At 39.5% G+C, this 23,392-nt stretch carries 21 protein-coding genes; 3 read left to right on the top strand and 18 right to left on the bottom strand.

Going from position 1 to position 23,392, the window contains the following annotated elements:
* Positions 1-5: 5 nt before the first annotated feature.
* The 8 genes from gspJ to gspC are packed head-to-tail and all read right to left on the bottom strand — an operon-like array spanning position 6 to position 8,100.
* Entirely contained in the window at positions 6-677 is a 672-nt protein-coding gene (gene gspJ, locus H4J41_RS04625; RefSeq protein WP_259364517.1) for a type II secretion system minor pseudopilin GspJ, read from the bottom strand.
* Entirely contained in the window at positions 674-1,072 is a 399-nt protein-coding gene (gspI, locus tag H4J41_RS04620) for a type II secretion system minor pseudopilin GspI (RefSeq protein WP_182137431.1), read from the bottom strand. The genes gspJ and gspI overlap by 4 nt, the downstream gene beginning before the upstream one ends.
* Positions 1,056-1,679 (bottom strand): type II secretion system minor pseudopilin GspH, encoded by a 624-nt coding sequence (gspH, locus tag H4J41_RS04615; protein ID WP_182137432.1) that lies wholly within the window; start codon positions 1,677-1,679, stop codon positions 1,056-1,058. The genes gspI and gspH overlap by 17 nt, the downstream gene beginning before the upstream one ends.
* Positions 1,680-1,705: 26 nt before the next feature.
* Positions 1,706-2,140: a type II secretion system major pseudopilin GspG gene (gene gspG / locus H4J41_RS04610; protein ID WP_182137433.1), complete on the bottom strand. Its 435-nt coding sequence runs from the start codon at positions 2,138-2,140 to the stop codon at positions 1,706-1,708.
* Positions 2,141-2,142: 2 nt separating this feature from the next.
* A complete protein-coding gene (gene gspF / locus H4J41_RS04605) occupies positions 2,143-3,366 on the bottom strand; it encodes a type II secretion system inner membrane protein GspF (RefSeq protein ID WP_182137434.1) in 1,224 nt (407 codons plus the stop codon).
* A gap of 59 nt (positions 3,367-3,425) precedes the next feature.
* On the bottom strand, positions 3,426-5,021 hold the full coding sequence (gspE, locus tag H4J41_RS04600; RefSeq protein WP_259364516.1) for a type II secretion system ATPase GspE: 1,596 nt from the start codon (positions 5,019-5,021) through the stop codon (positions 3,426-3,428).
* A gap of 2 nt (positions 5,022-5,023) precedes the next feature.
* The gene (gspD, locus tag H4J41_RS04595) at positions 5,024-7,111 is read right to left on the bottom strand and encodes a type II secretion system secretin GspD (RefSeq protein WP_182137435.1); all 2,088 of its coding nucleotides are present in this window, start codon (positions 7,109-7,111) and stop codon (positions 5,024-5,026) included.
* Between the two features lie 17 nt (positions 7,112-7,128).
* Positions 7,129-8,100, bottom strand: coding sequence for a type II secretion system protein GspC (gspC, locus tag H4J41_RS04590; protein ID WP_182137436.1), 972 nt, complete (start codon positions 8,098-8,100; stop codon positions 7,129-7,131).
* Between the two features lie 360 nt (positions 8,101-8,460).
* Between gspC and hslR the strand changes: the two genes are divergently transcribed.
* The 3 genes from hslR to H4J41_RS04575 all read left to right on the top strand — a co-directional run bounded on the left by hslR (position 8,461) and on the right by H4J41_RS04575 (position 14,121).
* The gene (gene hslR, locus H4J41_RS04585; RefSeq protein ID WP_182137437.1) at positions 8,461-8,874 is read left to right on the top strand and encodes a ribosome-associated heat shock protein Hsp15; all 414 of its coding nucleotides are present in this window, start codon (positions 8,461-8,463) and stop codon (positions 8,872-8,874) included.
* A gap of 9 nt (positions 8,875-8,883) precedes the next feature.
* Positions 8,884-9,741 (top strand): Hsp33 family molecular chaperone HslO, encoded by an 858-nt coding sequence (gene hslO, locus H4J41_RS04580; protein WP_182137438.1) that lies wholly within the window; start codon positions 8,884-8,886, stop codon positions 9,739-9,741.
* Positions 9,742-10,263: 522 nt separating this feature from the next.
* Entirely contained in the window at positions 10,264-14,121 is a 3,858-nt protein-coding gene (locus H4J41_RS04575) for a S8 family peptidase (RefSeq protein ID WP_182137439.1), read from the top strand.
* A 757-nt stretch (positions 14,122-14,878) separates the two neighbouring features.
* Here H4J41_RS04575 and H4J41_RS04570 read toward each other — a convergent pair.
* The 10 genes from H4J41_RS04570 to H4J41_RS04525 form a co-directional block, all read right to left on the bottom strand.
* The gene (locus H4J41_RS04570) at positions 14,879-15,646 is read right to left on the bottom strand and encodes a TIGR04219 family outer membrane beta-barrel protein (RefSeq protein ID WP_182137440.1); all 768 of its coding nucleotides are present in this window, start codon (positions 15,644-15,646) and stop codon (positions 14,879-14,881) included.
* A gap of 6 nt (positions 15,647-15,652) precedes the next feature.
* Positions 15,653-16,645, bottom strand: a complete 993-nt coding sequence (locus tag H4J41_RS04565) for a DUF2333 family protein (protein ID WP_182137441.1) — start codon at positions 16,643-16,645, stop codon at positions 15,653-15,655.
* 8 nt (positions 16,646-16,653) lie between these two features.
* Positions 16,654-17,124: a copper chaperone PCu(A)C gene (locus tag H4J41_RS04560; RefSeq protein WP_182137442.1), complete on the bottom strand. Its 471-nt coding sequence runs from the start codon at positions 17,122-17,124 to the stop codon at positions 16,654-16,656.
* Positions 17,125-17,635: 511 nt separating this feature from the next.
* Positions 17,636-17,974: a hypothetical protein gene (locus H4J41_RS04555; RefSeq protein ID WP_182137443.1), complete on the bottom strand. Its 339-nt coding sequence runs from the start codon at positions 17,972-17,974 to the stop codon at positions 17,636-17,638.
* Between the two features lie 51 nt (positions 17,975-18,025).
* The gene (locus H4J41_RS04550; RefSeq protein ID WP_182137444.1) at positions 18,026-18,238 is read right to left on the bottom strand and encodes a PspC domain-containing protein; all 213 of its coding nucleotides are present in this window, start codon (positions 18,236-18,238) and stop codon (positions 18,026-18,028) included.
* A gap of 157 nt (positions 18,239-18,395) precedes the next feature.
* Complete coding sequence (pspA, locus tag H4J41_RS04545; RefSeq protein WP_182137445.1) at positions 18,396-19,061, bottom strand: phage shock protein PspA; 666 nt, start codon at positions 19,059-19,061, stop codon at positions 18,396-18,398.
* 13 nt (positions 19,062-19,074) lie between these two features.
* Positions 19,075-19,368 (bottom strand): hypothetical protein, encoded by a 294-nt coding sequence (locus tag H4J41_RS04540; RefSeq protein ID WP_182137446.1) that lies wholly within the window; start codon positions 19,366-19,368, stop codon positions 19,075-19,077.
* Between the two features lie 373 nt (positions 19,369-19,741).
* Positions 19,742-20,617 (bottom strand): sulfurtransferase, encoded by an 876-nt coding sequence (locus H4J41_RS04535; protein WP_182137447.1) that lies wholly within the window; start codon positions 20,615-20,617, stop codon positions 19,742-19,744.
* A 683-nt stretch (positions 20,618-21,300) separates the two neighbouring features.
* On the bottom strand, positions 21,301-22,287 hold the full coding sequence (gene dusA / locus H4J41_RS04530) for a tRNA dihydrouridine(20/20a) synthase DusA (protein ID WP_182137448.1): 987 nt from the start codon (positions 22,285-22,287) through the stop codon (positions 21,301-21,303).
* 221 nt (positions 22,288-22,508) lie between these two features.
* Positions 22,509-23,057, bottom strand: coding sequence for a hypothetical protein (locus H4J41_RS04525; RefSeq protein WP_182137449.1), 549 nt, complete (start codon positions 23,055-23,057; stop codon positions 22,509-22,511).
* Positions 23,058-23,392: the final 335 nt, after the last annotated feature.

Genomic DNA, 23,392 nt, shown 5'->3' with positions numbered 1-23,392 from the left:
CACTGCTAGCCCCCATTATCTTGCAGGTTATCACCGGCAACGATAAATTGGCGACGAATTATGCCATAGTCTGTGGTGTCTATTTCAATGGCAATCGCCATAGGTAAGGTATTCTCTTGCAAGGTTTCTTGCCATTTTTTTCCATCATAAAATTCGAAATTTAGTTTTTCTACCTGCGATATTAATGGCCTGACTTTTGGTACTTCGCCTAACACCGCATCAACAAAGTTAAAGTGTACTCGCTCGACAGTATTTTCGTTTAGTTGATAAGCTACTGACTGCATATCGCTGCGCGGTAAGAGTAATCCAGGGTTAGTCCAACCATGACGAACAAAGGCGATAGCTTGTTCACTGCTAGTGAAGCTGTCGTTGTCAGTATGTAGAAAATCGCTCAGGGGTGCTTCACCGTTTAAACGAACACTGCGTCGCGCTATTTGTAACATATCACGCTCGATAATTAAAAAACCCCGCTGCAGTTCGTTAATACGATCAGTGCGTGCTTTGGTTGCTGCGTCGCTGTTAATCACGGTTTCAAAAATACTAAAACTTGCCATACTGATCACTGAAAAAATCGCAATCGCAATCAGCACTTCTAATAAGGTAAAGCCTTGGCTGCGCTTTGGCATAAAGCTAACGGTTTTTTTCAAAAAACTATGTTTAATGATAGCAATTTTCATGGGTTAGGCTTAGAAACATAAGTGGTTAAACTGGTTAATGCTGAAGTTTCTTTCTCATCAAGTCGCACTTGCATAACAATCGAACGCATGTCTTTATCCGTTGTTTTAAGTACTTTTTGTTGCCAAAACCATGTTTGCCCTGCTAGCTCTACTTTACCCTTTTTGTTGTTTTTTGGTGGCCATGCACTCTTGACTGTGACTTCAACTAACTGGTTCGATGCCACCCAACTCGCCATAATTTTACTTTCTAAATAACCTAAGTTTCGCACGTTGGTATCTGCCGTACCTAAAATAGCAATACCGGCAATTGAAAACACTGCCATCGCCAACATTACCTCAATCAAGGTAAAACCTTTTGCCAGTTTATGAAAACTAAGGTTAACGAGAGTTAGCATTAACTAATGGCCCTTCTATCGTTAATGGTGTGGTATAAATGCCAGACACTTTAAAGCTGATGTTTTCATCGCCATCAATAGCAAACTCTGCCAATGAAAAGGTTAAACTAAAAGGGGTGATATCACCGCCAGAGAGCATATACACTTGAGGGATGGTTTTTTTCTTTTCTTCTTCAGTAAAGTTATCGTCTTGGTCTTCATTAATTAATAACGACGAATCAAACAGCAAGGGTTCTTCAATAGGCAGATCATCGAGCTGCAAGGTAATTTCTATCCCTTCAGGTAAAGTAAAGACCTCAAACATAGGATTACTGGCAATCGGCGACCAACTAACACCGTCATAGCCAAGAAATTGATAAGTGTTTTTTTCAACAAACAAGCCTAACTCTATATTATTTAACAGGCCGTATTCTGCTGCGGCATCAAAAACGCCGGCAAAACGGATACTGTTTTGTTCTAATAGTTGTTCCGCTTTATTACCAGAAAAAGTAAATTGTACTGCAGAAACCATCACGCCAATTAACACGATCACTAGCATCACTTCAATTAAGGTAAAACCTTGCTGGCGATGTTTATCTTTAGGCAGATGGCCGTTTTTAAGCTTCATAGTGAGTCAATAATTTAGGCGACTGATTATTGATAATCGCCTAGATTCCAGTTGCCAATGTCATCGTCTGTACCAGGTTCACCATCAGGTCCCATAGAAAATACATCCATAACGCCATGTTCCCCGGGGTTTAGTAGTTGATATTCATTGCCCCAAGGGTCGTTAGGTAAACGCTTAACATAACCGCCTTGTGGAAAACGACGTGCCGCTGGCTCTATATCCGTTTCAGTGACTAGGGCTTCTAGGCTTTGCTCTGTAGTTGGGTACTGATAATTATCCATTTTGTACATGGTTAAAGACGTTTCCAACGCATTAATATCTGACACCGCCTTTTGGATATTGGCACGCTCTTGGCTGCCAAGTAGATTAGGCACCACCATACTGGCTAAAATGCCTAAAATGACGATAACGACCATAACTTCTAACAGGGTAAAACCTCGAATATTTCTTACTGCTTTCATTTCTAATTTCCTATTAACGTATTTAACTGAAGAATTGGCTGTAAAATAGCCATCACGATAAATAATACAATACCGGCCATTACCACCATTAAAGCGGGCTCAAATGCTTTTAATGATATATTAATAATCGCCTCAAACTCACGGTCTTGGTTATCTGCAGCTCGACCTAACATATGCTCAAGCTGACCACTTTTTTCGCCACTGGCGATCATATGTAGCATCATGGGAGGAAACAGTTTAGTTTGCTCTAATGACACCCGTAAACTTGTTCCTTCTCTGACCTTATCCGCTGACTCTTTAACACTTTGCTTAATATATAAATTGTCGAGTACTTCACCCGATATTTTCATACTCTCTAATAAAGGAACGGCACTCGCGGTTAAAATGCTCAAGGTACGAGCAAATCTTGCGGTATTGACACTTTTGGCTACTTTACCTATGCCAGGTATGGCAAGAAAACGCTTATGATAGGCAAACCTAAAACTGGCCTTTTTCAGCAGTTGCGACCAAAGTAACATCAGTGCGACGACAATCAGCACAATAACTAAACCATAGTCACGTAAAAAGTCACTACTGGCAATGAGAAACTGGGTAGTGGCGGGTAAATTAGCGCCCATGTGCTCAAATTGGCCAACAATTTTTGGTACGACAGCGGTCAGTAATATAGCAATAACGCCAGTGGCCACTACGGTCATAATAACCGGGTATACCAAGGCTTGAATAAGCTGCGAGCGCAGTTGTTGTCGCTTTTCGGTGTAATCCGCTAAACGGTCTAATACTTTCTCGAGGTGGCCTGATTTTTCACCCGCAGCAACCATAGCGCGAAATAAGTGATTAAAGATTTGCGGAAACTCCGCCATACTTTCAGCTAAGCCATAGCCTTCGGTGACTTTTGTACGCACCGCCATAATCATGCTTTTTATAGCAATTTTTTCACACTGCTCACCAACAGCCATCAAGGATTCTTCTATCGGCAAGCCTGATTCAACTAAGGTTGATAGTTGCCGTGTGATTAATGCCAGCTCCGACGCTGATATTTTTTTACCGCCAGCAAAAATAGACTTTTTACTTTCTTGCTTACTTTTTTGCAGACAGGGCGTAACCTCAATCGGCATTAAGCCCTGTTCGCGCAATAAATTACGCACATGTCTAGGGGTATCGCCTTCGATAACCCCTTTTTTATTTTTGCCTCGGCTGTCTACCGCCTGATAATCAAATGCTGCCATAATTTACAATTTATCTATACTTAGTTCGGTACTTAGTTCGGCACTTAGTGAGTCGACTGTTAGTCTTCGCGCGTAACACGCAATACTTCTTCAATCGTGGTTTCGCCAAGCATGACTTTATCAAAACCGTCACGGCGTATACTGGGTGTCGATTTACGAATAAATTTTTCAATCGCTTGCTCACCTTTACCGTTATGAATTAATGCACGAACTTTCTCATCAACGACAATCAGTTCATGAATACCGGTTCGGCCCCGATAACCTTTAAAGTTACAATCTTCACAACCAACAGATCGGTATATTGGCGCGGTATCGTCGTCACTTAGTTGCAATAACTTGCGCTCTTCCGCTGATGGAGTGCTACATTCGCGGCAATGCGGACATAAGGTTCTGACTAATCGCTGCGCTAAAACCCCTAACAAACTTGATGAAAGTAAGAAAGGTTCAACACCCATATCTTCCATACGCGTTATCGCGCCTGCCGCTGTATTGGTATGTAAGGTAGATAAGACTAAATGTCCGGTCAAACTTGCTTGCACACCAATTTGGGCCGTTTCTAAATCTCGAATTTCACCCACCATAACCACGTCGGGATCTTGGCGAAGTATCGCGCGTAAACCTCGGGCAAAAGTCATATCCACCTTGGTATTAACTTGTGTTTGTCCGATACCTTCAATAGCGTATTCGATGGGATCTTCAACCGTGAGAATATTACGTTCTTTACTATCAATTTGGCTTAAGCCGGCATACAAAGTGGTACTTTTACCTGATCCTGTCGGCCCGGTAACCAGTATAATGCCGTGGGGTTTTTCAATTAATTCAGAAAAACGTGCTCGATTACCATCGCTCATGCCTAAGTCTTTTAAGTCTAAACGTGTTGAGTTTTTATCTAGTAAGCGCAAAACCACACGCTCGCCATGGCCTGTTGGCATGGTGGAAACGCGCACATCTACGGCTCGACCCGCTATTCTTAACGAAATACGACCATCTTGAGGAATACGTTTTTCCGCAATATCGAGTTTGGCCATCACCTTGATACGTGAAACAAGTAATGAGGCTAATTTACGATTAGGTTTTAACACTTCACGTAATACGCCGTCAACACGGAAGCGAATTTGCAACGCTTGTTCAAAGGTTTCAATATGAATATCAGAAGCGTTTTCTTTAATGGCTTCACTGAGCATGGCATTGATCAGTTTAATAATCGGTGCATCGTCTTCGTTTTCTAATAAGTCTTCGGTTTCGGTCATCTCGTCGGCAAGGGAATATAAGTCAACCTCGTTGCCAATGTCTTCCATCATTTGTTGCGCTTCTGATGAGTCGCGCTGATAAGCAATGGTTAACAATTGTTCAAACTCTTGAGCACTTTTTACGTCAAGGGTAAAAGGGGCTTTGAGTACACGACGTACTTCCAACAAAATATTAGCACTGAGCAAGTCAGTGCAAACTAAACGTAATACACCATGGTCATTTGCCACTAACACACTGTGGCGCTTAGCAAAACCAAAGGGTAAGCGAAAGCGAACATTTTCATCTTTCAAAATGTCACTAACGGCAATCGTTGACGACGCATCAGATGCTAAGGTGTTTTCACTGGCAACACTTTGTTCATTTGCGTTAACAAGCACTTGTGTTTGTGGGGCAATGTCACTCATGGCTATTCGTTTTCAGCAGATGACTTTTCTTCATCACGCTTTTTCATGTATTCGTCAAACGACGGTGGTAATGCCAATTGATCATTCCATTTTGGCAAAATAGGCAACTTCTCACCCGACATTAATTCAAGACCCGCTTCTTTCTTTTGAATTTCTAGCGCGCGAATATAGTTGTACTTTTCTCTACTCAGGTCATTCATCAACTTGCCATCACGGACAATAGTTGGCCGTAAAAACACCATCAAATTACGCTTACGCGTGGTATTACTGGTGGATTTAAACAAGTGGCCGATAAATGGAATGTCGCCTAGTAAAGGTACTTTTTGCACACTTTCTTGCACATCTTCATCAATCAAGCCACCTAAAATAACGGTTGCGCCATCATCAGCCATCACGGTGGTTTTAATTTCACGTTTATTGATTGAGATATCAACACCCGTAGCACCACTGACCGAAGACACTTCTTGTTCAATGGTTAGCTGCACACCGCTACCTTCATTAATTTGTGGTGTTACTTTTAACTTAATGCCTATTTCTTGGCGCTCTACCGTTTGAAAGGGATTACTATTGTTGCTGCCCGTTTGCGCGCCAGTAATAATAGGCACTTCTTGACCAACAATAAAATAAGCTTCTTCATTATCTAGTGTAGTAATACTTGGCGTAGACAATAAGTTTGAATTGGTATCTGAACTTACCGCTTGGACTATCGCGCCCCAGTCATCTTTCACAATACCGAACATAGTGCCACTAACAGAGCCTAATACTTGGGCCAGTAAACTATAATCACCTTTAGTATCGGCTTGATCAGGATTAACCGTAACCGCTCCACTTTCTGATGTGACTGTTGAACCTTTTGTTCCGGGAGTTGAGCGAGCCGCTTCTGCAGCCGCGGCCACAGAACTAATCGGTGCAACGCCGTTTGAAAATTGAGTAACACCACCTTGTTCGCTATACCATTGCACGCCTAAGTTGACACCGTCACCTTCAAATACTTCGACAATTATCGCTTCAATCAGCACTTGAGCACGACGAATATCTAACTGGCGAATAACCGCTTCTAATGAGCGCAACATATCTGGTTGGGCGGTAATAACTAAAGTATTTGTATCTTCATGAGCGTCAATACTGACATTACGTGTGTTGCTTTTTCGCGATGATGAAGTTGTTGTAGAGGAGTCTGCTTCAATAGATTCACTAACCCCTTGAAGTACTTTCACCATGTCTTCAGATTTTGCGTACTTTAAATGATAGACCCGTGTGTTACCGTTCGATTCTAATTCACTGTCCAAGCGCGACACTAATCTTGCCACACGCTCACGTGCTTTGACTTCGCCGCTAACAATAACGCTATTGGTGCGTTCATCAGCCACAATTTTAGGGATTAAAAAAGTCGGTGTAGCAGAGCCTTGACCTTGGCCAGATTTGTTCATTGCCTCAATGATACGGACCATTTCGCCAGCCGATGCATATTTAAGACTAATGATTTGTACGTCTTGATCGCCCGCTTTATCAACCCGTTCAATAATTTTTACCAAGCGATTAACGACAGCTGCGGTGCCCGTTAACATAATAACGTTGGCAGGATCATAGTTAACCACGTTGCCGCCGCCAGCTTGATCTGATAATTGGCGCAGCAATGGCGTAAGCTCACGAACTGTGACGTTTTTAACTTCAACCACACGGGTAACCATTTCGTCACCTGCACCGGGGTTTTCATTACCAACTACTGGGATAGATGAGGTTTTTGCATCTTTATTTCGAATAATTTTGACAATATTATTGTCCATTGATACGGCAGAAAAACCATAAACTTCTAAAACATTTAGGAAAAATTGATAATATTGCTCTTCAGTTAATAAGTCATAACTACGAACATTCACTTTGCCGCGTACGTTCGGATCGACAATCATGGTTTTTCTTAAGTTTTTACCGACAATATTAATAAATTCCCCAATTTCTGTCCCTTTGAAATTGGGCGAATATTCTGCAGCACTAATATTGGCAGAAAGCAAAACACTATTGAGTAAAACTGCAGTAACAACCCCGGTAAAGCTTCGCTTATACCAAGGCGCGCTTAATAATTTGCGCATTTATTATTCCTTTTATTCTAATTGTCTATACTGAAGAGTATTTCTGTTATGTCACCATTACGGTCAAGTAACAGCGAAACTTCGCGTTGTTCTTTTAAAGATTGTAGCGCTTGAGCTGCCTCTTGTGGCGCGGTTAAATCGAAACCATTCATTTGTACCGCAACATCACCGGACTTAAGACCCGCACTTTGAAAAAAAGTTGGATCTTTTGCCGGCATTAATTGATAGCCGGTAATTTTACCATTTTCTCGTTTAGGAGAGATTTTTAGGTAATCAGTAATGTTACCGGGGTCGCTAGCCAATTCTGTTCGCAGCGACTTGGTCACTTGCGCTAGCGCTTTATTATCTCGTTGATCAACAATATTGGTGGGTGAAAAATCATCAGGTGAAGACTTTTGACTGGTATTTTCTGTTGGCTGCGTCACAGATTGCTGGTTGTAACGTGGTTTAATAATATTAATGTTTTTATCAAATATTAAGCCTTCAAACATTAAGGTTTCTAAGCCACCTGATACTTTTAACAGGACACGATCGTGAAAAACATCTTCTAGCACGGCCCGAGTGCCTTTAATATTTTCACCGATACTATAGGTTTCTTGCTTTCCACCACTTTCTATTACGGCCGCGGCAGTCGCTTTGTTAGTACTGGCAACCACACCGGTTAGAATGAGTTGCAGCCGTGTTTCTGGCGCGTCTTCAACAACCTCTTCAACACGATTTACGTTTTGCTGAGAAAAAACACCAAAAAGATTCAGTACTTGAATGGCTTTTACCTGAACTTGTTCTTTTGGCGCTACTGAAACAGACGATAAATCATTAAGTGTTAAGTTTGCATTATGATCGCTCTTTGCTAACCCAAGCCAAGTTATTTGCGCAAAGAGAAAGGCAATATAACTAAGCAACACCAAGATAATGACTTGGGTAATTTTTTGTTGCGGCAGCTTAGCAAGCTGCTCAAAAGCGTTTGATAGGTTATTCGATAATGTCATTTTTTATAATTTTTTATTATCTGGAAATTTAAAGTCACTTTGATGATACTTGACCAAACGTCTGGCAACAAGACGTCATATTATTTTTTACCTATAATTATGCCATTTTTCATGATGTTTGTGATCTAGTTGCGCACAGCAAAAGTAAATCAGGGTAAGTGTTCATTGCTTCAAACTAAACATAACCGGCGCTGTCTTAGTGTATTTTAAGCAATAAAGGTGAACAATAATTTAATGACCTTATTTAATGACCTAGTATAAGCTTAAAAATGTAACCAAATGCATTCTAACTAGCGTAAACATTACCGTTATGTTAACTTTCGCCAATTTATAATGCCTGCACGGGATATAAACAAAACAATGAACAAACCTAACGTTATCGAGACAAACGATACCCAGTCAACCCGCTTAGATAAGTGGTTGTGGGCAGCGCGCTTTTATAAAACCCGAGCGATTGCAAAACAGATGATCGATGGCGGTAAAGTATTCTATAATGGCCAACGCAGTAAATCAGGCAAAGCTGTGGTTTTAGGTGATCGCGTTACCATTCGCCAAGGTTTTGAAGAAAAACATGTTTTGGTCATTGCTTTGGCGGATAAACGCCGAGATGCAAGTTTTGCTCAAACACTTTATCAAGAAACGCCTGAAAGCGTTAAAACCCGTGAGAAAAACAACTTAGCTCGCCAGCAGGGTATTTTGCTCAGCCCAGCCAGTGACACTAAACCAGATAAGAAACAACGTCGACAAATTCGGCAATTAAAAGAAAGGATATAAACAGTGACCATGCAAAAAGATATCTTAAATCGCTATTTGTTTGACAACCTACATGCTCGAGGCGAATTGGTTAACTTAAGCCAAACCTTCCAAGACATTGTTGCTGCACACGACTACCCGCTGGGCGTAAAGCAATTGTTAGGTGAATTGGTGGCAGCAACTTGCTTATTAACGGCAACATTAAAATTTGAAGGTGAAATCGCTGTACAACTTCAAGGCGATGGCCCAATAGGATATTTAGCCGTAAATGGCAGTAATCACCAAGAAATGCGCGGTATTGCACGTATGGTGAGCGAAACCGATGCAACAGCGCTGAAAGACCTTATCGGTAAAGGCAATATGATCATCACTATTCGGCCGAACAATGGCGAACCTTATCAAGGTGTTGTAGCGCTTGAGCAAGATACCTTGGCCGAATGCTTAGAACACTACTTTGATGTTTCAGAACAAATCCCCACTAAAATCTGGCTATTTAGTGATGAGCAAAGCTCGCAAGTAGCAGGCACCTTAATTCAATTACTACCTGATGGTGATGATAAAGAGCAACAACAAGCCGATTTTGAGCACTTGTGCCAACTAACCAATACGATTAAATCTGAAGAGATATTCTCATTAGCTAGCGAAGACTTACTTTACCGGTTATATCATCAAGAAGAGGTTAGACTCTTTGAGCCACAAGCCGTTAGCTATCAATGTAGTTGCTCAGAAGAAAAGTGTTTAAATACCATTTCTCAAATTGAACCGAGCGAACTTGAAAGTATTATTGTTGAGCAAGGTAGTGTCTCGATGACTTGTGATTATTGTCTGACCACTTATGAATTTAAGCGTCCTCAATTAGCACAATTTATTGACGGTACAACCCATTAAGTAAGTCTAAGCTAAGTTCACCCTCTGATTAGCTTACGAATTACTCGTAGGCTATCAAAATTAAAAGCTATATGTCCCTACACAACTTCTTAAACATACCTACTGATTTCAATCAAAATATTACCACAGCCCGCATTTGATTATTAAAGCCCCCCAAAAAATAAAGTAAAGTAAATCCCTCAAACTCTAGCGTTAAACAAAAATACAAAGTAACTTACCGACTAATTGTCAGCCTAAAGACGTGTGTTTTTCAAACACAAGAAAAATTAAATAAATATTTTGTAGGCACTGTTTGCCACTTTAAATGCTGATGATAATAATGAAGTAAATATTTTAAATCTAAAAATTTACATTTAATTTACACATGGTATATTAAATTTTCATATTTTTAGAATTCTTAAATTGTTTTTATATACAATCAATTAAGAATAAATATGCAACCTAATTTGAATATAAACGGCTAAAGTTTGTATCAGTTAAATATAATAAAATGCGCTTGTATAAGCGTAAAGGAGATTATCATTGAAAAATAAAGTCGCATTAGCTGTTTCTACAGCAATAATGACCGCATCATTAAGTTCTATGGCAAGTATCAATGATGCTCGTCAAATAATTGCTTCAACAACACATAGCAAAGGTGCTGTAAACAGCCCAGTTGCTAAGAAATTCTTTTTTGAAGCTGATTTAGCTCAAGGCCAATACACTTACATTGTTCGTTTAAATGATATGGCATTAGCTACTTATGATGGCAGTATTACTGGTCTTGCAGCAACCAACCCTAAAATAGCTAAAAAAGATTTATATGCTAATTTAGCAAAAAGCAAAATGTCATCTCAACAAGTTCGTGATGCGTTGCGTTTGGACACGAAGTCAAAAGAAGCGATTCAATATGCTAATTTTCTTGAAACTAAGCAACAAGACTTCCTGGCGCAAGCATCTAGTAAGATAGGAAAAAAAGCAGAAGTTGTTTACCGTTATAAAAATGCCTTAAATGGCATGGCTCTTCGCCTAACACAAGCACAAGCAGCGAAACTATCAAGGTTAAGCAGTGTTGCATTTGTTGAGCGTGAGCGCATGGAACACATGGACACTGATACAGGTCCAATCCATATCGGTGCAACAACAGTATGGGAAGGTAAAGGCCCATCAGCAACGAATATGGGCGAAGGCGTAATAATCGGTGTAATTGATAGTGGTGTAAATTCAGATCATGATTCCTTCGCTGATGTTGGCGGTGATGGTTATGATCACATAAATCCATGGGGCGCTGGCGTTTATGTTGGTGACTGTGCCGGTGATTTCGCGTCAATGTGTAATGATAAGTTAATTGGTGTGCGTTCATACTCAGTGGTTACAGATAACTATGATGATACTGCTGTATTTGGTGATACTCCACCAGCCAAAAACGGTGAAGATTACGGTGGACACGGTTCTCACACGGCAAGTACAGCCGGTGGCAATATTTTAAAAAATGTTCCTTTAGTTGATGCAGAAACAGGTAAAGCCGAAGGCGATGGCATAAACACAACAGGTTTCGAGTTCGGTCAAATTTCAGGTGTTGCTCCGCACGCAAATATTGTAGCTTACCAAATATGTAACGCTGGTGACCAAGGTGATACCTATTCAGGTTGTCCTGGTGCAGCGATTATTGCAGCACTAGATGACGCATTAGCAGATGGTGTAGATGTACTTAACTATTCAATTAGTGGTGGTGGTGATCCGTGGAGAAGTTCAACAGAACTTGGCTTTTTAGCGGCACAAGAAGCAGGTATATTCTCTGCAGTATCCGCAGGTAACAGTGGACCAGATGCATATACAACCCCTAAAAGTGCCCCATGGTATACCGTTGTTGGTGCCTCAACCCACGGTCGTGAAGTGGCTTTTGATAAAGAAATTGGTGACTTTACTGGTGGTAATACAGATCTAGCAGCTATTGAAGGTAAAAGTGCTTCTGGTGGTATTACAGCAAGTATCGTTTGGGCTGGTGATTACACTAACAGCAACGACCCTGATGGCGATTCTGCACAATGTTTACAACCTTTCCCTGCGGATACTTTTAGTGGCGAAATCGTTGTATGTGACCGCGGCGAAATTGCTCGTGTTGCTAAAGCAATTAATGCTGCTGCAGGTGGTTCTGGTGGTTTTGTACTTGGCAATATTGATGGCGGTTCAAATAGCATAGCTAATGATGTTTATGTTGTTCCAGGTATTCATATCGATAGTGCCAGCGGTAACGCTTTACGTACATGGTTAAAAAGTGGCTCAGACCACATGGCAACCATTACAGCTGCAGAAGGTGAGCTTAAAATTGGTCAAGCTGATGATATGGCTGAGTTCTCGTCACGCGGTCCTAACAACACTGTTGCGGATATCATGACGCCATCAGTGACAGCGCCTGGCGTATCTATTTATGCTGCCTATTCAGATCAACAATTTGGACATGATGTAACTGGCACAGCTCCTGCAGATTTTGCCTTCTTGCAAGGTACTTCTATGTCAGCTCCACATACTGCAGGTGCAGGTGCGGTATTGAAATCAGCTCACCCAACATGGACACCTGATAATATTCGTTCAGCATTAATGTTGACTGCTGTTACTGATGTTCGTAAAGAAGATGGTGAAACTGCGGCTGATGTATTTGATATGGGGTCGGGTAGCATTCGTGTTAATTTAGCAACGGATACTGGTTTAATCATGGATGAAACTTTTGCTAACTACATGAAAGCAAACCCTGCTGTTGCAGGTGTTCCTTCATCATTAAACATCCCTTCAATGTCTAACACTAAATGTATCGATACCTGTTCATGGACTCGTACATTTACAGCAACTAAAGATGCAAATTGGACAGTTACAGCAAACACACCAACTACCGGCACTGTAGAAGCTCCAATTGTGAGTAAAATGGCGTTAACCGTTACACCAACAAGCTTCGATATTAAAGCGGGTGAAACACAAACCATTACAGTGACTTCTGACGTTAGCGAAGCTGAAGTAAGTGCATGGAACTTCGGTGACGTGACCTTAACTTCTGAAGCTATTCCTAGTGCTAGATTACCCGTAATGGTGCAAGTATCAGGTAATAACCTGCCTGCAGAAGCATCTGTTGTTGCCAACCGTGCTGATGGTTCTATTACTTACACAGGTTTGAAAGCCAAAAACCTGACAGGCACAGTAACTGCTTCAACATACGAAGCGAAAGTCATTGAAGAGCGTACATTAGCGGTTACAGATGGTGATTTTGATTTATTTTCAATTACCTTTGATGCAATTATACCTTTAGCTGTATTTTCGATGATCTCTGATGAGGCGCCAGATGCTGATTTAGAAATATATGATGGCAACGGCACATACCTTGCTGGTAGCTTTAGTAGTAGCTCTAATGAAATGGTATCTTTAACAGATTTACCGGCTGGGGATTATTTGGTTGTAGCAAGAGCCTACACACCATCTGCACCTGGTGCCACTGATGCTGTCGATGTAAAAGTGTCTACAACGCAATTGGTTGACGGTTCAATTAGTGAAGTTGTCACTACATCGGTAATTCAAAATAATGCAGATTTCGACTTAACACTAAGCTGGACAGGCGCAGAAAATATAGCTGGCTTGATTGAATTAAAAGATGCTGGTAGTAATATCGTATTACCTTGGTCAATCACATTAGGTGAACCAGATGTTGTAGAAAGTGTATCGGATGAGCTAGAAAATGGTGTGCAAACAATAACACCAGGTGAAGCACATCCTGTAGCTTTCAACATTGCTCCTAACTTCACTAACAGTGATAAAGTTTACACGCTAGTTGCTGAAGTCACTTCAGGTCAGGAAATAGCAAACGTAAATAACGATGGTGTTGTTGCAGATAACACTGTTACTTGGACAATTACTCGTGCTGTTGGCATGTCAACTGAAATGTTGTCAGTTGGTTTTGACTTAATTCCTCGTACTGCAAGTATGGATAATGAAGTTAGACTAACGAACACTTTAGGCAGTGATGCAATAGAGTCTGTTTATACGTTTGGTGTGGTTGAAGTGGCTCCTGTAGCTTTAATTACAGGGTTTGCAACAGCAATAGAAGGAAGTTCAGTAACTGTTGATGGTTCAACCTCTTCAGATGCTAATGCTGATGCATTAACCTATTCTTGGGTTCAACTTTCAGGTACGCCTGTTGGCTTTGATGCAAGTGCTGCATCATTTACCTTTGTAGCGCCAAAAGTATCGAAAGATGAAACAGTATCTTTCCAACTAACGGTTAATGATGGAAACGGCAACACTAATACAACAGCGGCGTCAGCTTCAATTGTTAATAAGAAAGAAAGTGGTTCATTCGGTTGGTTAATGCTACTACTAACACCTATGTTATTTACTCGTCGCAAAAAAGTATAGTTTCATAGCTAGGTTGTTAATTCAAAACCTATAAAAGTAAAAGCCATCAACATTAAGTTGATGGCTTTTTTATTATTTATTCAACAGCAAGAGTATTAAAACTTTATTCACTCGTTAAACGTCCCTCTTATTAAGCCATTAGCATCAAAAAGTTAACCGAAGTAAGTGACTTACTGCTTAAGCTAGCTAGCTAATAAGGCATTATCACTACCTCTGCACCCTAGTATTTATCAACGCATTGAAAGTTAAATACATCTAAGCTAAATGTTTAATCTAGCGCTTTAACATTGATAAGGAAGGAAGCAGGCATCTGCATTAGAAAAGACGGCCAAAGCGGTTAATAATACCAATTCAATTATTGCCCTCGTGTGCGGGTTAAAATATACCATGACAGTGTTACTCGCATGAATGTGGGTACTTAGGTTTTTCCTAGAACTAAAAACCTTTACGCTCTCCATGATAGTAAGCGATTGCTGAGTCGAGCGTCTTGTCCTGATATATTTCACCTAAGCACAACAGCTTTAAGCATGTGCTAAGTTTCTTATGCTTCTGAGAATAAGTAATCGCTTGGTTTGCCGATAAGGTGCCAAAAAATGCTTTAAATACACATATTCTCTGGGGGAAATAAAGTGCACTATCATTAATCCCTAGTACTAAATGGCATTTGACATGACTATAGAGAATAGCGTGATTCAAATAATAAAAAACAGAGCTGATTACTCAACTCTGTTTTTTATAATGTGACTAACTTAACGCGTTAAAAGTGAATAGTGGTACCAATAAACACACCGTCAAATTCAATATTGGTGTACAAGTCATTTAAGTCATCTAACTCTAACTTAACGGCACGGTAACCGGCATTAATATTGACATCAACCACTAGGTTATCAACAAGCTCATAGCTCACGCCGACTTCATAGTCGTAAAGTGTATGGTCATCAAATGATAAAAAGTTACCTTGGGCATATAGATTTAACCCCGTTAAAGGTAAGCCAACGTTAGTTCTCGCATATAACATAGGTACTACGTCAGTCACTTCAATGCTAGCTGATTGTGTAACCGATTCAGCCCCTGAATTGGCTTGTGCTGATACCGTTACGTCACCATCAAAATCACGGGCGGTCAAACCAAAATCAAATGATAATAGATCATTATCAAATAACTCATAATAAAGTGTGTAATCAAGATAACTGACATTAAAATTAGCATTAATATTAGCATCTGTGCTAAAAGTTTCACCTTCAAATTCAAAGTCAGTCGTTAAGCTTGTGTTACCTATAGTCTCTAGTGAAGTAGAGGCAATACGTATATTTGGAATTAACGGCACAGGGTGCTCAAAGGCAATAAAAAAGCTGTTTTGTTTTTCATCTGCTAAGTTAAAATCAATTTGTGAGCTACCATCGCCAAAAGTGCCAGAAGCTTGGTTGTCCCATAGTTGACCACCCAAATAAATACCTAAAGCATCCGCTTGAACATTAGTAGATAAAATCGATGCAAGTGCTGCTGCTAGTGCTATTTTTTTCATGTTTTATTACCCTTGACTCAATAAGTCGTCTAAATCAATCAGTGCTGCATTTGCACGTGATATATAATTGGCCATTACTAACGAATGATTTGCCAGCACACCAAAGCCATCCCCATTTAAAATCATGGGACTCCAAATCGGTTCTTGGCTTGCTTCTAGTTCGCGAATAATTTGTTGTACACTCACTTTAGCATTCTTCTGATCTAGGACATCATTGAAGTCTATTTCGATGGCCTTCAAAAAGTGCAATAAGGCCCAACAAGCGCCACGGGCTTCATAAAATTCATTATCTATCACCCACCAACTTGTTTTTAACGCCATGCTTGCTGCGCTTGATGTTGATTGTTTTGCGACTCTATCGCCAGCAAGATCAACGTTAATTTGTTCACGGCCAACACTGGCACTTAAGCGTTGAGAATAACTGCCTAAACGTTTAGTGGCTTCTTGGATCCAAGCGCGTAAATTATCAGAACGCGCGTAAAACTGAGCTGATTGATTATTTACCTGAGTCAATGCAGTTCTGTAGGCATATAGCTCATTCACTGCTTTTTGGTATTCACCCTCAGCGCTAGGAATAGCCCAACTGGTGTTATCAATATTGAGCTGTGGTTGAGCCACTTTTAAATTTTTGTTTTCAACTGACTGAGATTGCGATCGACTAAATTCTTGGCGCATAACCAACGACATATCTCTTATCATTTCAAGTGCGCCAAACTCCCATGCGGGGATATTATCTAAAAACACTGACGGTGGCAGCGCATCATTAGATAAATAACCACCTGGCTTATGCAGTAAGGTTTCAGTAACACGAATTAATGCTGTTGTGGTGGTATAACCCACAACAGGAGTGACATTTTCTGCTGTTGCTGCTTTTGTCACTTCAGCACGAATATCGAATTGTTCTGGTTCAAAGCTCCAATAAACGCCAAGTAAATACAGCACAAAAAATAGCGCTAAAAATCCTGAAATAACAGTTTTTATTGAGATATTAACTTTCATAACTACTCCTAATGGTGCTCATGCTTTTTCTGTTTAAGACCTTGAACCGTATAATTTACATCTCTGCTAGATTGATCGTCAAAAGACAGGGTAATTATAATATTTTCTTTCGCCTTTAATGGTTGTTTTAAATCAAAAATCATTAAATGAAAACCTGAAGGCTGAAATACGGTACTATTTTGAGCTGAAATTTCTACATAGTCACGTTGGCGCATACGCATTAAGCCATCAGACATGGTATGTTGATGAATTTCAATCCGGTCGCTTACTGCACTTGCTGCGCCGATAAGTCGAATATTTTTTGCTGATAAATTTTTTATCGTCATATAAGCAGAAGAAATCGACGTGCCGGGGATACTCTCCCTTGCATAGCCATTTTCAACTACCAGCTTAGCGTTCTCACTTGCCAAGCTTACATTGGCAAAAACACTACTCACTACTATCATCAGTAAAATTATGGGTAAAAGTACATTCCTCATAAGCTGCTATACATCCTTTTTATTCATATTATGATTCGTTACTATCATTGTAACTAAGCTTGGGCGAAATGGATAACTTAATTATTTCAAATAAACCCCTGGGTATTCTGCTCATCGGCATTAACTCCTTAATAAAAAAATCCATATTGAGCTCTGTGGTTTATTTACGCTGAGGAATACCAGTGATGAAATTTTCTGGATATTGACCCAAGATGAAAAAAAGTGGTTTCGTGTAGGTAATGACTTCAATGACTTTATTAAGTGTAGCTAATGTAGTTAATAGCAATCAGTAAGCTATTTTAACGACCTTCTGCTCATAGCTTTATGGGCCATAGGTTCAATATAGAAAGCTGAAAGCTAATACTACTAACTACTAACTACTACTATTAGTGTCAGTGTTTTTGCTGTGAACATAAGTGTAAAGATCAACTAGCTATGTTGAACATTTTACTATTTTTAACTTTTCTGCTGACATTTCATCTCCACTAATATTAATATCCGCAGAAAAGCATTAGCATTGAACAGAGCTTTTATCTCGTGTGATTAACCAAATAACACCAGCCACTAAGAGTATTGGCCAAAACACACCCACCAATAACATAGCGCCGCCACCTAGCAACAGCATAACAATAAAAATCAATGAACCAAATACACTCATCGCTATTGCTAAGGCAACTAACACCAGTAGCACCACCACTAATGCTGAAATACTAATGGCCTTTAAAGGTTCAACCAATTGCTCTCCCATATAAATGTCAACATCAAATAAATCTATAAAGCTGACACCTAACACATAAGTTAAAAATAGTGTGGCAAAAATGGCTAGAAATAATGATTTAAAAAATGACATAGCTGGCTCCCTTTAATATCTTCAAAAATATATTCAAACAAATTTAACGCGTTAAGCTTTAGTCGGCATTAACATGGTAGCGACTAAATAGGCGACACCTGTGGCAACAGGAAACATCAATAAAGCGAGAATAGCGCCTACTCTAACGGCTATTCGAGGCAAATTGTAATACTTAGCAATACCACCACAAACACCTGATAATTTTTTATGTACTACATCTTTAGTTAAGGTTTTATTAACTGAATACTCGCGATTAAAGCTCATCACTTACTCCTCGTGCCCAAGCTGAGCACTTTTATACATTAAATTGAAAAATATTAATAACACGCCAATAAAGTAACTAACCACAGGCGTTATAAACATAACACTAAGGATTATCCAAGATCAAAGCGCGGCCTTAATAATGACTGCCCGTTAACTTTTAGCTACCTTTAGCTACTTTTTGCTTTAATTGCGCTAACGCTTGCTCAATGGTTTCATCATTTTCTAACGCGCGAAACTGGCTATCTAAAGATTTTGATGATGTCATATCATAGGCTTCAACTGCCGCTTCAACACGGTCAATTTTTTGTTGATAAAGCTCAAATTTACTGATCGCTTGGTCCATATTATCAATGGCAACTTTCTCACGCACTTTCAAGCACACTTCTGCAGATTGTTGGCGTATTGCAAAGGCCTCCTGCTTGCGCTTCGCCTCCGTTAACTTATCTTGCAAACGTTGACTATCTAGCTGAAGCGCATTTAAGTACTCATCAAATTGGCTTAACTCTTGATTAAATTCTGCTAGCTTTTGTGTACAACTTTGTTTTTCAACTAGCGCAGATTTGGCTAAGTCTTCACGACTCTTATTTAAAGCAAGTTCAGCTTTTTCTTGCCAATGTGCAACGCGACTTTCCATTGCACGGATATGACGCATCACTGTCTTCTTTTCAGCAATCTGCTTAGCCGCTGCTGAACGTACTTCAACCAAGGTTTCTGCCATTTCTTCAATGATCAACTTGATCATTTTTTCTGGTTCCTCTGCCTTATCTAACATGGCGTTAATATTGGCGTTAATAATGTCGGTAAATCTTGAAAACATGCCCATGGTATATCTCCTATTAATACGCTGAAGTTTGTTGTTTTTTTGTCACTAATTTTTTTTGCTTTGAAACTGCCGCTAACTCTTGAGTTTTCACTGTGCTGTAACGAGTCGAAAAACGATCTAACTCAGCCTTAATTGAATGTGCGAGTTCTGCAGATAAATCAAGCTGAACTTTTTGTTTTTGTGCCTGCACGCTTAAGGTTAAATTTTGCGCTAAGCCGGTATCTTGCGCATAAGTATTGATCGTAAATAGCAACGTACAAGATAATAAAACGGCGCGTAATGTCTGTTTGTTTTGTAATAGTTTCATTATTAATATCCTTATGTGAGTAACATGAAGCGTGAATAGTTAACGCTTCATCTTGGTATCTGATATTACTATTACAAGTGCTGTGCCAATTGCTTAAAAACATTTAACTAATTGTTATTATTACTATTATTAAATTATAGAGATAAAGCCCCATCGCAAGACATAATATGTCAAACTATAATATGGTCAATATCTACACTGAAATTAGTGAAATTGACCAATAATTAATTTAAGATTTTACTTGGCCGCTTTGTAGCTATAATCAAATTTATAGCTAGGCCATTAGCAGGTAGATTTGTGGCTATGATGACAGAAAAATAAACGCTGGTGTCATCATAGTTGGGTTGGCGGGACAGTACTGATAACCTTATTTTTACTCAAAGTTATTCGTGGCGGTTTCAACGATGGTGTTAGGTAACGAGCCCCATTCGCTCCAAGATCCGTCATATACTCGCACATTTTTATGACCGATAATGTCTGCAGCCAGCGCCAAAATGCAAGCGGTAACACCTGAGCCGCAGCTCATGATCATCGCTTGTTTATTAGCGTTAATATGCGCAAAAATTTTGGCTAATTCATCAGGTGATTTAAACCGCCCTTGATTGAACAAATGCTTGTAGGCTAAGTTTTTTGCATTTGGCATATGGCCACTACGCACACCCGCACGAGGCTCTGCATCTAGTCCCTTAAAGCGACGTTCAGCACGCGCATCGAGAATAAGTTCAGCTTGCGAATCAGTTTGAGTGGCAACTTCACGCCAGTTACAAAAGTAGCCTACTTGCTCTTTGGCAACAAAATTACCAATAACTTGGTGCTGCTTAGCATGGATATTGGTTTGGGGATCCGCGACAGGTTTCTTCAATTTGAGCCAATAAGGTAAACCACCGTCTAATACGGCAATATTTTTATGGCCCATGGCTCTAAACATATACCAAGCCCGCGCGGCAGAAAATAAACCTAAATCATCATAAACCACAATTTGGCTTTGCTGGTTAATGCCTAACGCTTTTGCAGCTAGCTCAAAATGACTCGCTGATGGCATGGTGTGGGGTAAATCACTAGCGAGATCTGAGAAGTGTTGATTTAAGTCGAAACGGCGAGCGTTGGGCAGACGATATTCAGGCCAACTATATGCTGGTGCAGTCATGTTACCCACAGGTGGAATACTTGCATCTAACACCACAAGGTCTTTACTCCCTAGTATTGCGTGCAAATCGATACAGGAAATTAATTGCTGAAAATACGTCATAATCTAAACTTTTGCTGATAAGCGTAAAGCAAAATTAGCCGAGTTAAACACGAAAGTACAGTATTTAGCTAAAGAGAGCTTTCAAAAGCGTAATCAAGGTATAAAATGCAGTTAGATTGGTGAGTTATATTACTAAATAGCCATAAACAATTTTAGGTCATTTTTCGTTAGCTTTACGTTTTAAGGTAACAGATAACAAGGATTAATTACCTTGTTCTAAATGAGCGACAATCAATGAGGTCGCCAGCACACAAACACTAGGCAACATAAATAGCGTAAATAATAGCGTGAAACTTAGCATGGTATAATTCCTTTTAAGCTGTTTATAACACTATATTTTTAACGTGTTATTAAATAAGTTATATAAACACTTACAAAGGTTATGCCAAGATTTAAATGAAACCTAATTCATTGTTTTTAAAGTTAATTTATTTTAATACAAACATTAACTAGGCTAAGTAGACGCTAATATCCCTTCGATGTGGTTAAATTTACTAATATATAGTGAGATTTGTGCAAACATCAATTAAACAAAACCCTACTGATAAAATGATAGCGAAGTCCCAAAATCGAGTACAGACTTTCCGGTATTGGGACCCTTAAAGCGCTAAATAGCGCTAAGTATTCAGCATATAAAGTACCTAGTTCAGTGATAATAAACCGACATTAAGGCTAGATCACCTTTAGATCACTGTTAGCTCAGGGTTAAGTTGTAATACTTTATCAAAAGCTTGTTGCAGTACTTCACCACCGACATTTTCGCCATTGGCATTTTCACTTAAATAACGACGAAATTGTTTAGCGCCTGCTAAGCCATTACATAAACCTAACATATGTCTTGCCACATGCCAGGCACGACCACCACTGGCAACGTGACGGTCAATATAGTCAACCATTTCATTGAGCACGGCTTGTCGTGACTTAACCTCAACACCAGCTTGCCAAATTTCATTGTCAGCTTCGGTTAGCATATAAGGATTTTGGTAAATTTCGCGGCCAATCATCACGCCATCAATATGCTGCATGTGCTCATTCGCTTGTGCAAACGTTGTTATACCGCCATTAATTGAAATATCTAACTGTTGGAAATCTTGTTTAAGTTGATAAACCCGCTGGTAATCAAGTGGTGGAATATCTCTGTTTTGTTTTGGGCTTAAACCACTTAACCAAGCTTTGCGAGCATGAATAATAAAGTGCTGACACCCCGCCGCACTAACTGTTGTTAAAAACTGCTGCAAAAACTCATAACTGTCGAGATCGTCAATACCAATACGAGATTTTACCGTTGTGGGGATCTTAGTCGCGTTTTGCATACTAGCAACACAATCGGCAACTAACGCTGGCTCAGCCATTAAACAAGCACCAAACTTGCCATTTTGCACTCGGTCTGACGGACAACCCACATTGATATTGATTTCGTCGTAACCTTGCTGCTCAGCAATTTTTGCACATTCAGTCATCGCCTTTACATCACTACCACCAAGCTGCAACACCAATGGGTGCTCCTGCTCGTTATAGGCCAAGTAATTACCTTTTCCGTGCAATATTGCCCCCGTAGTAACCATTTCGGTATACAAGACCGTTTGCTTAGACATTACGCGATAAAAATAACGACAATGGCGATCAGTCCAATCGAGCATAGGGGCAATAGAAAGTTTATGTGAAATCATAAAGTGATAAAAAACCTTTAAGTGTAAAGCGAAGGTAGCTGTAGATAACAACTCCTGAAATATTGACTAATTATAAAGGCTTTAGTGATGCGAAACAAAAGAAATTATATTGTGCTATGGCACTTAAAATACCAATAGCTTGCAATTTTTTGTTTAAATATGACTAACAAGACAAGCTTAAATAATTAAATTTAGCTAATCATTAATGAACAACTTATCACTTAAGCTGCTAAATACTGCTTAAGTTTAGCCCTTAATTCTTCGTTAGACTTACCCAATATAGCGATATCAGCTAACGCTAGTTCTAACTCAGCTTGCACAGCCAAGATGTTACTTATGGTCTTTTTTTTATCTGCCTGTGCTGAAACCTCACGAGCTTTTACTTTAGCTAATTGCGCTTTGGTTTCGCCCAACAGCGCTAGTAAGCGAACCACATCTTTATTTTCTTTAACTATTTGGTCACTGCCTACTTTAACTATCATCGGTTCATCTGCGTCAATAAACTCATCGGTTTTATTGAGTAAATAAAGCATCGACAAACGCAGAATAAAAAATAATAGGGTCAACAATAACACCAGTACATATTGATGAGAATGTTCAACTAATGCAGCATTTAATCGTTCTGTAAAACCACCATGACTGACAAAAAAAGTAATAAAAATTTGATTGTGCCAAGCCAGTGATATTAAAAGATAGATGAGGATAAAGTTTGGCGCTTTATTTTCTGAACGATTAAAAATTAGCACTGATTTTAGAAATTTTGAAAACATAAAAATCCTTTTTTATAGATAACAGGGGTTAATATCGCTGAATATCGCTGAATAAAGCTGAATAAAGCACTGGTTCTGCATACTTTACGACTACAAAAAATTCGTGAAATTTAACCGGCCTATTCTTGTTATAGATTACAAAACGCTAAGAGCTTTTAAAATAATTCATCTTGTATTCACTATACCAAATAAACAAACTTATACTGCTGAAAAAACAACAGATTTTAATCGGTCAGTGCAATCTTTTCATCTTCATTAGCATGAGTTAATCATAACTTTCGCTGCATTATCTCTTCAACAGTTCGAGGTTAACATAGTTTTTAAGCTCAGTAATA

This window comes from Colwellia sp. MB3u-45, assembly GCF_014077005.1.
GTDB lineage: Bacteria > Pseudomonadota > Gammaproteobacteria > Enterobacterales > Alteromonadaceae > Cognaticolwellia.
Note: the sequence above shows the minus strand (reverse complement) of the source record. Positions and strands in the feature narration are given on the sequence as shown.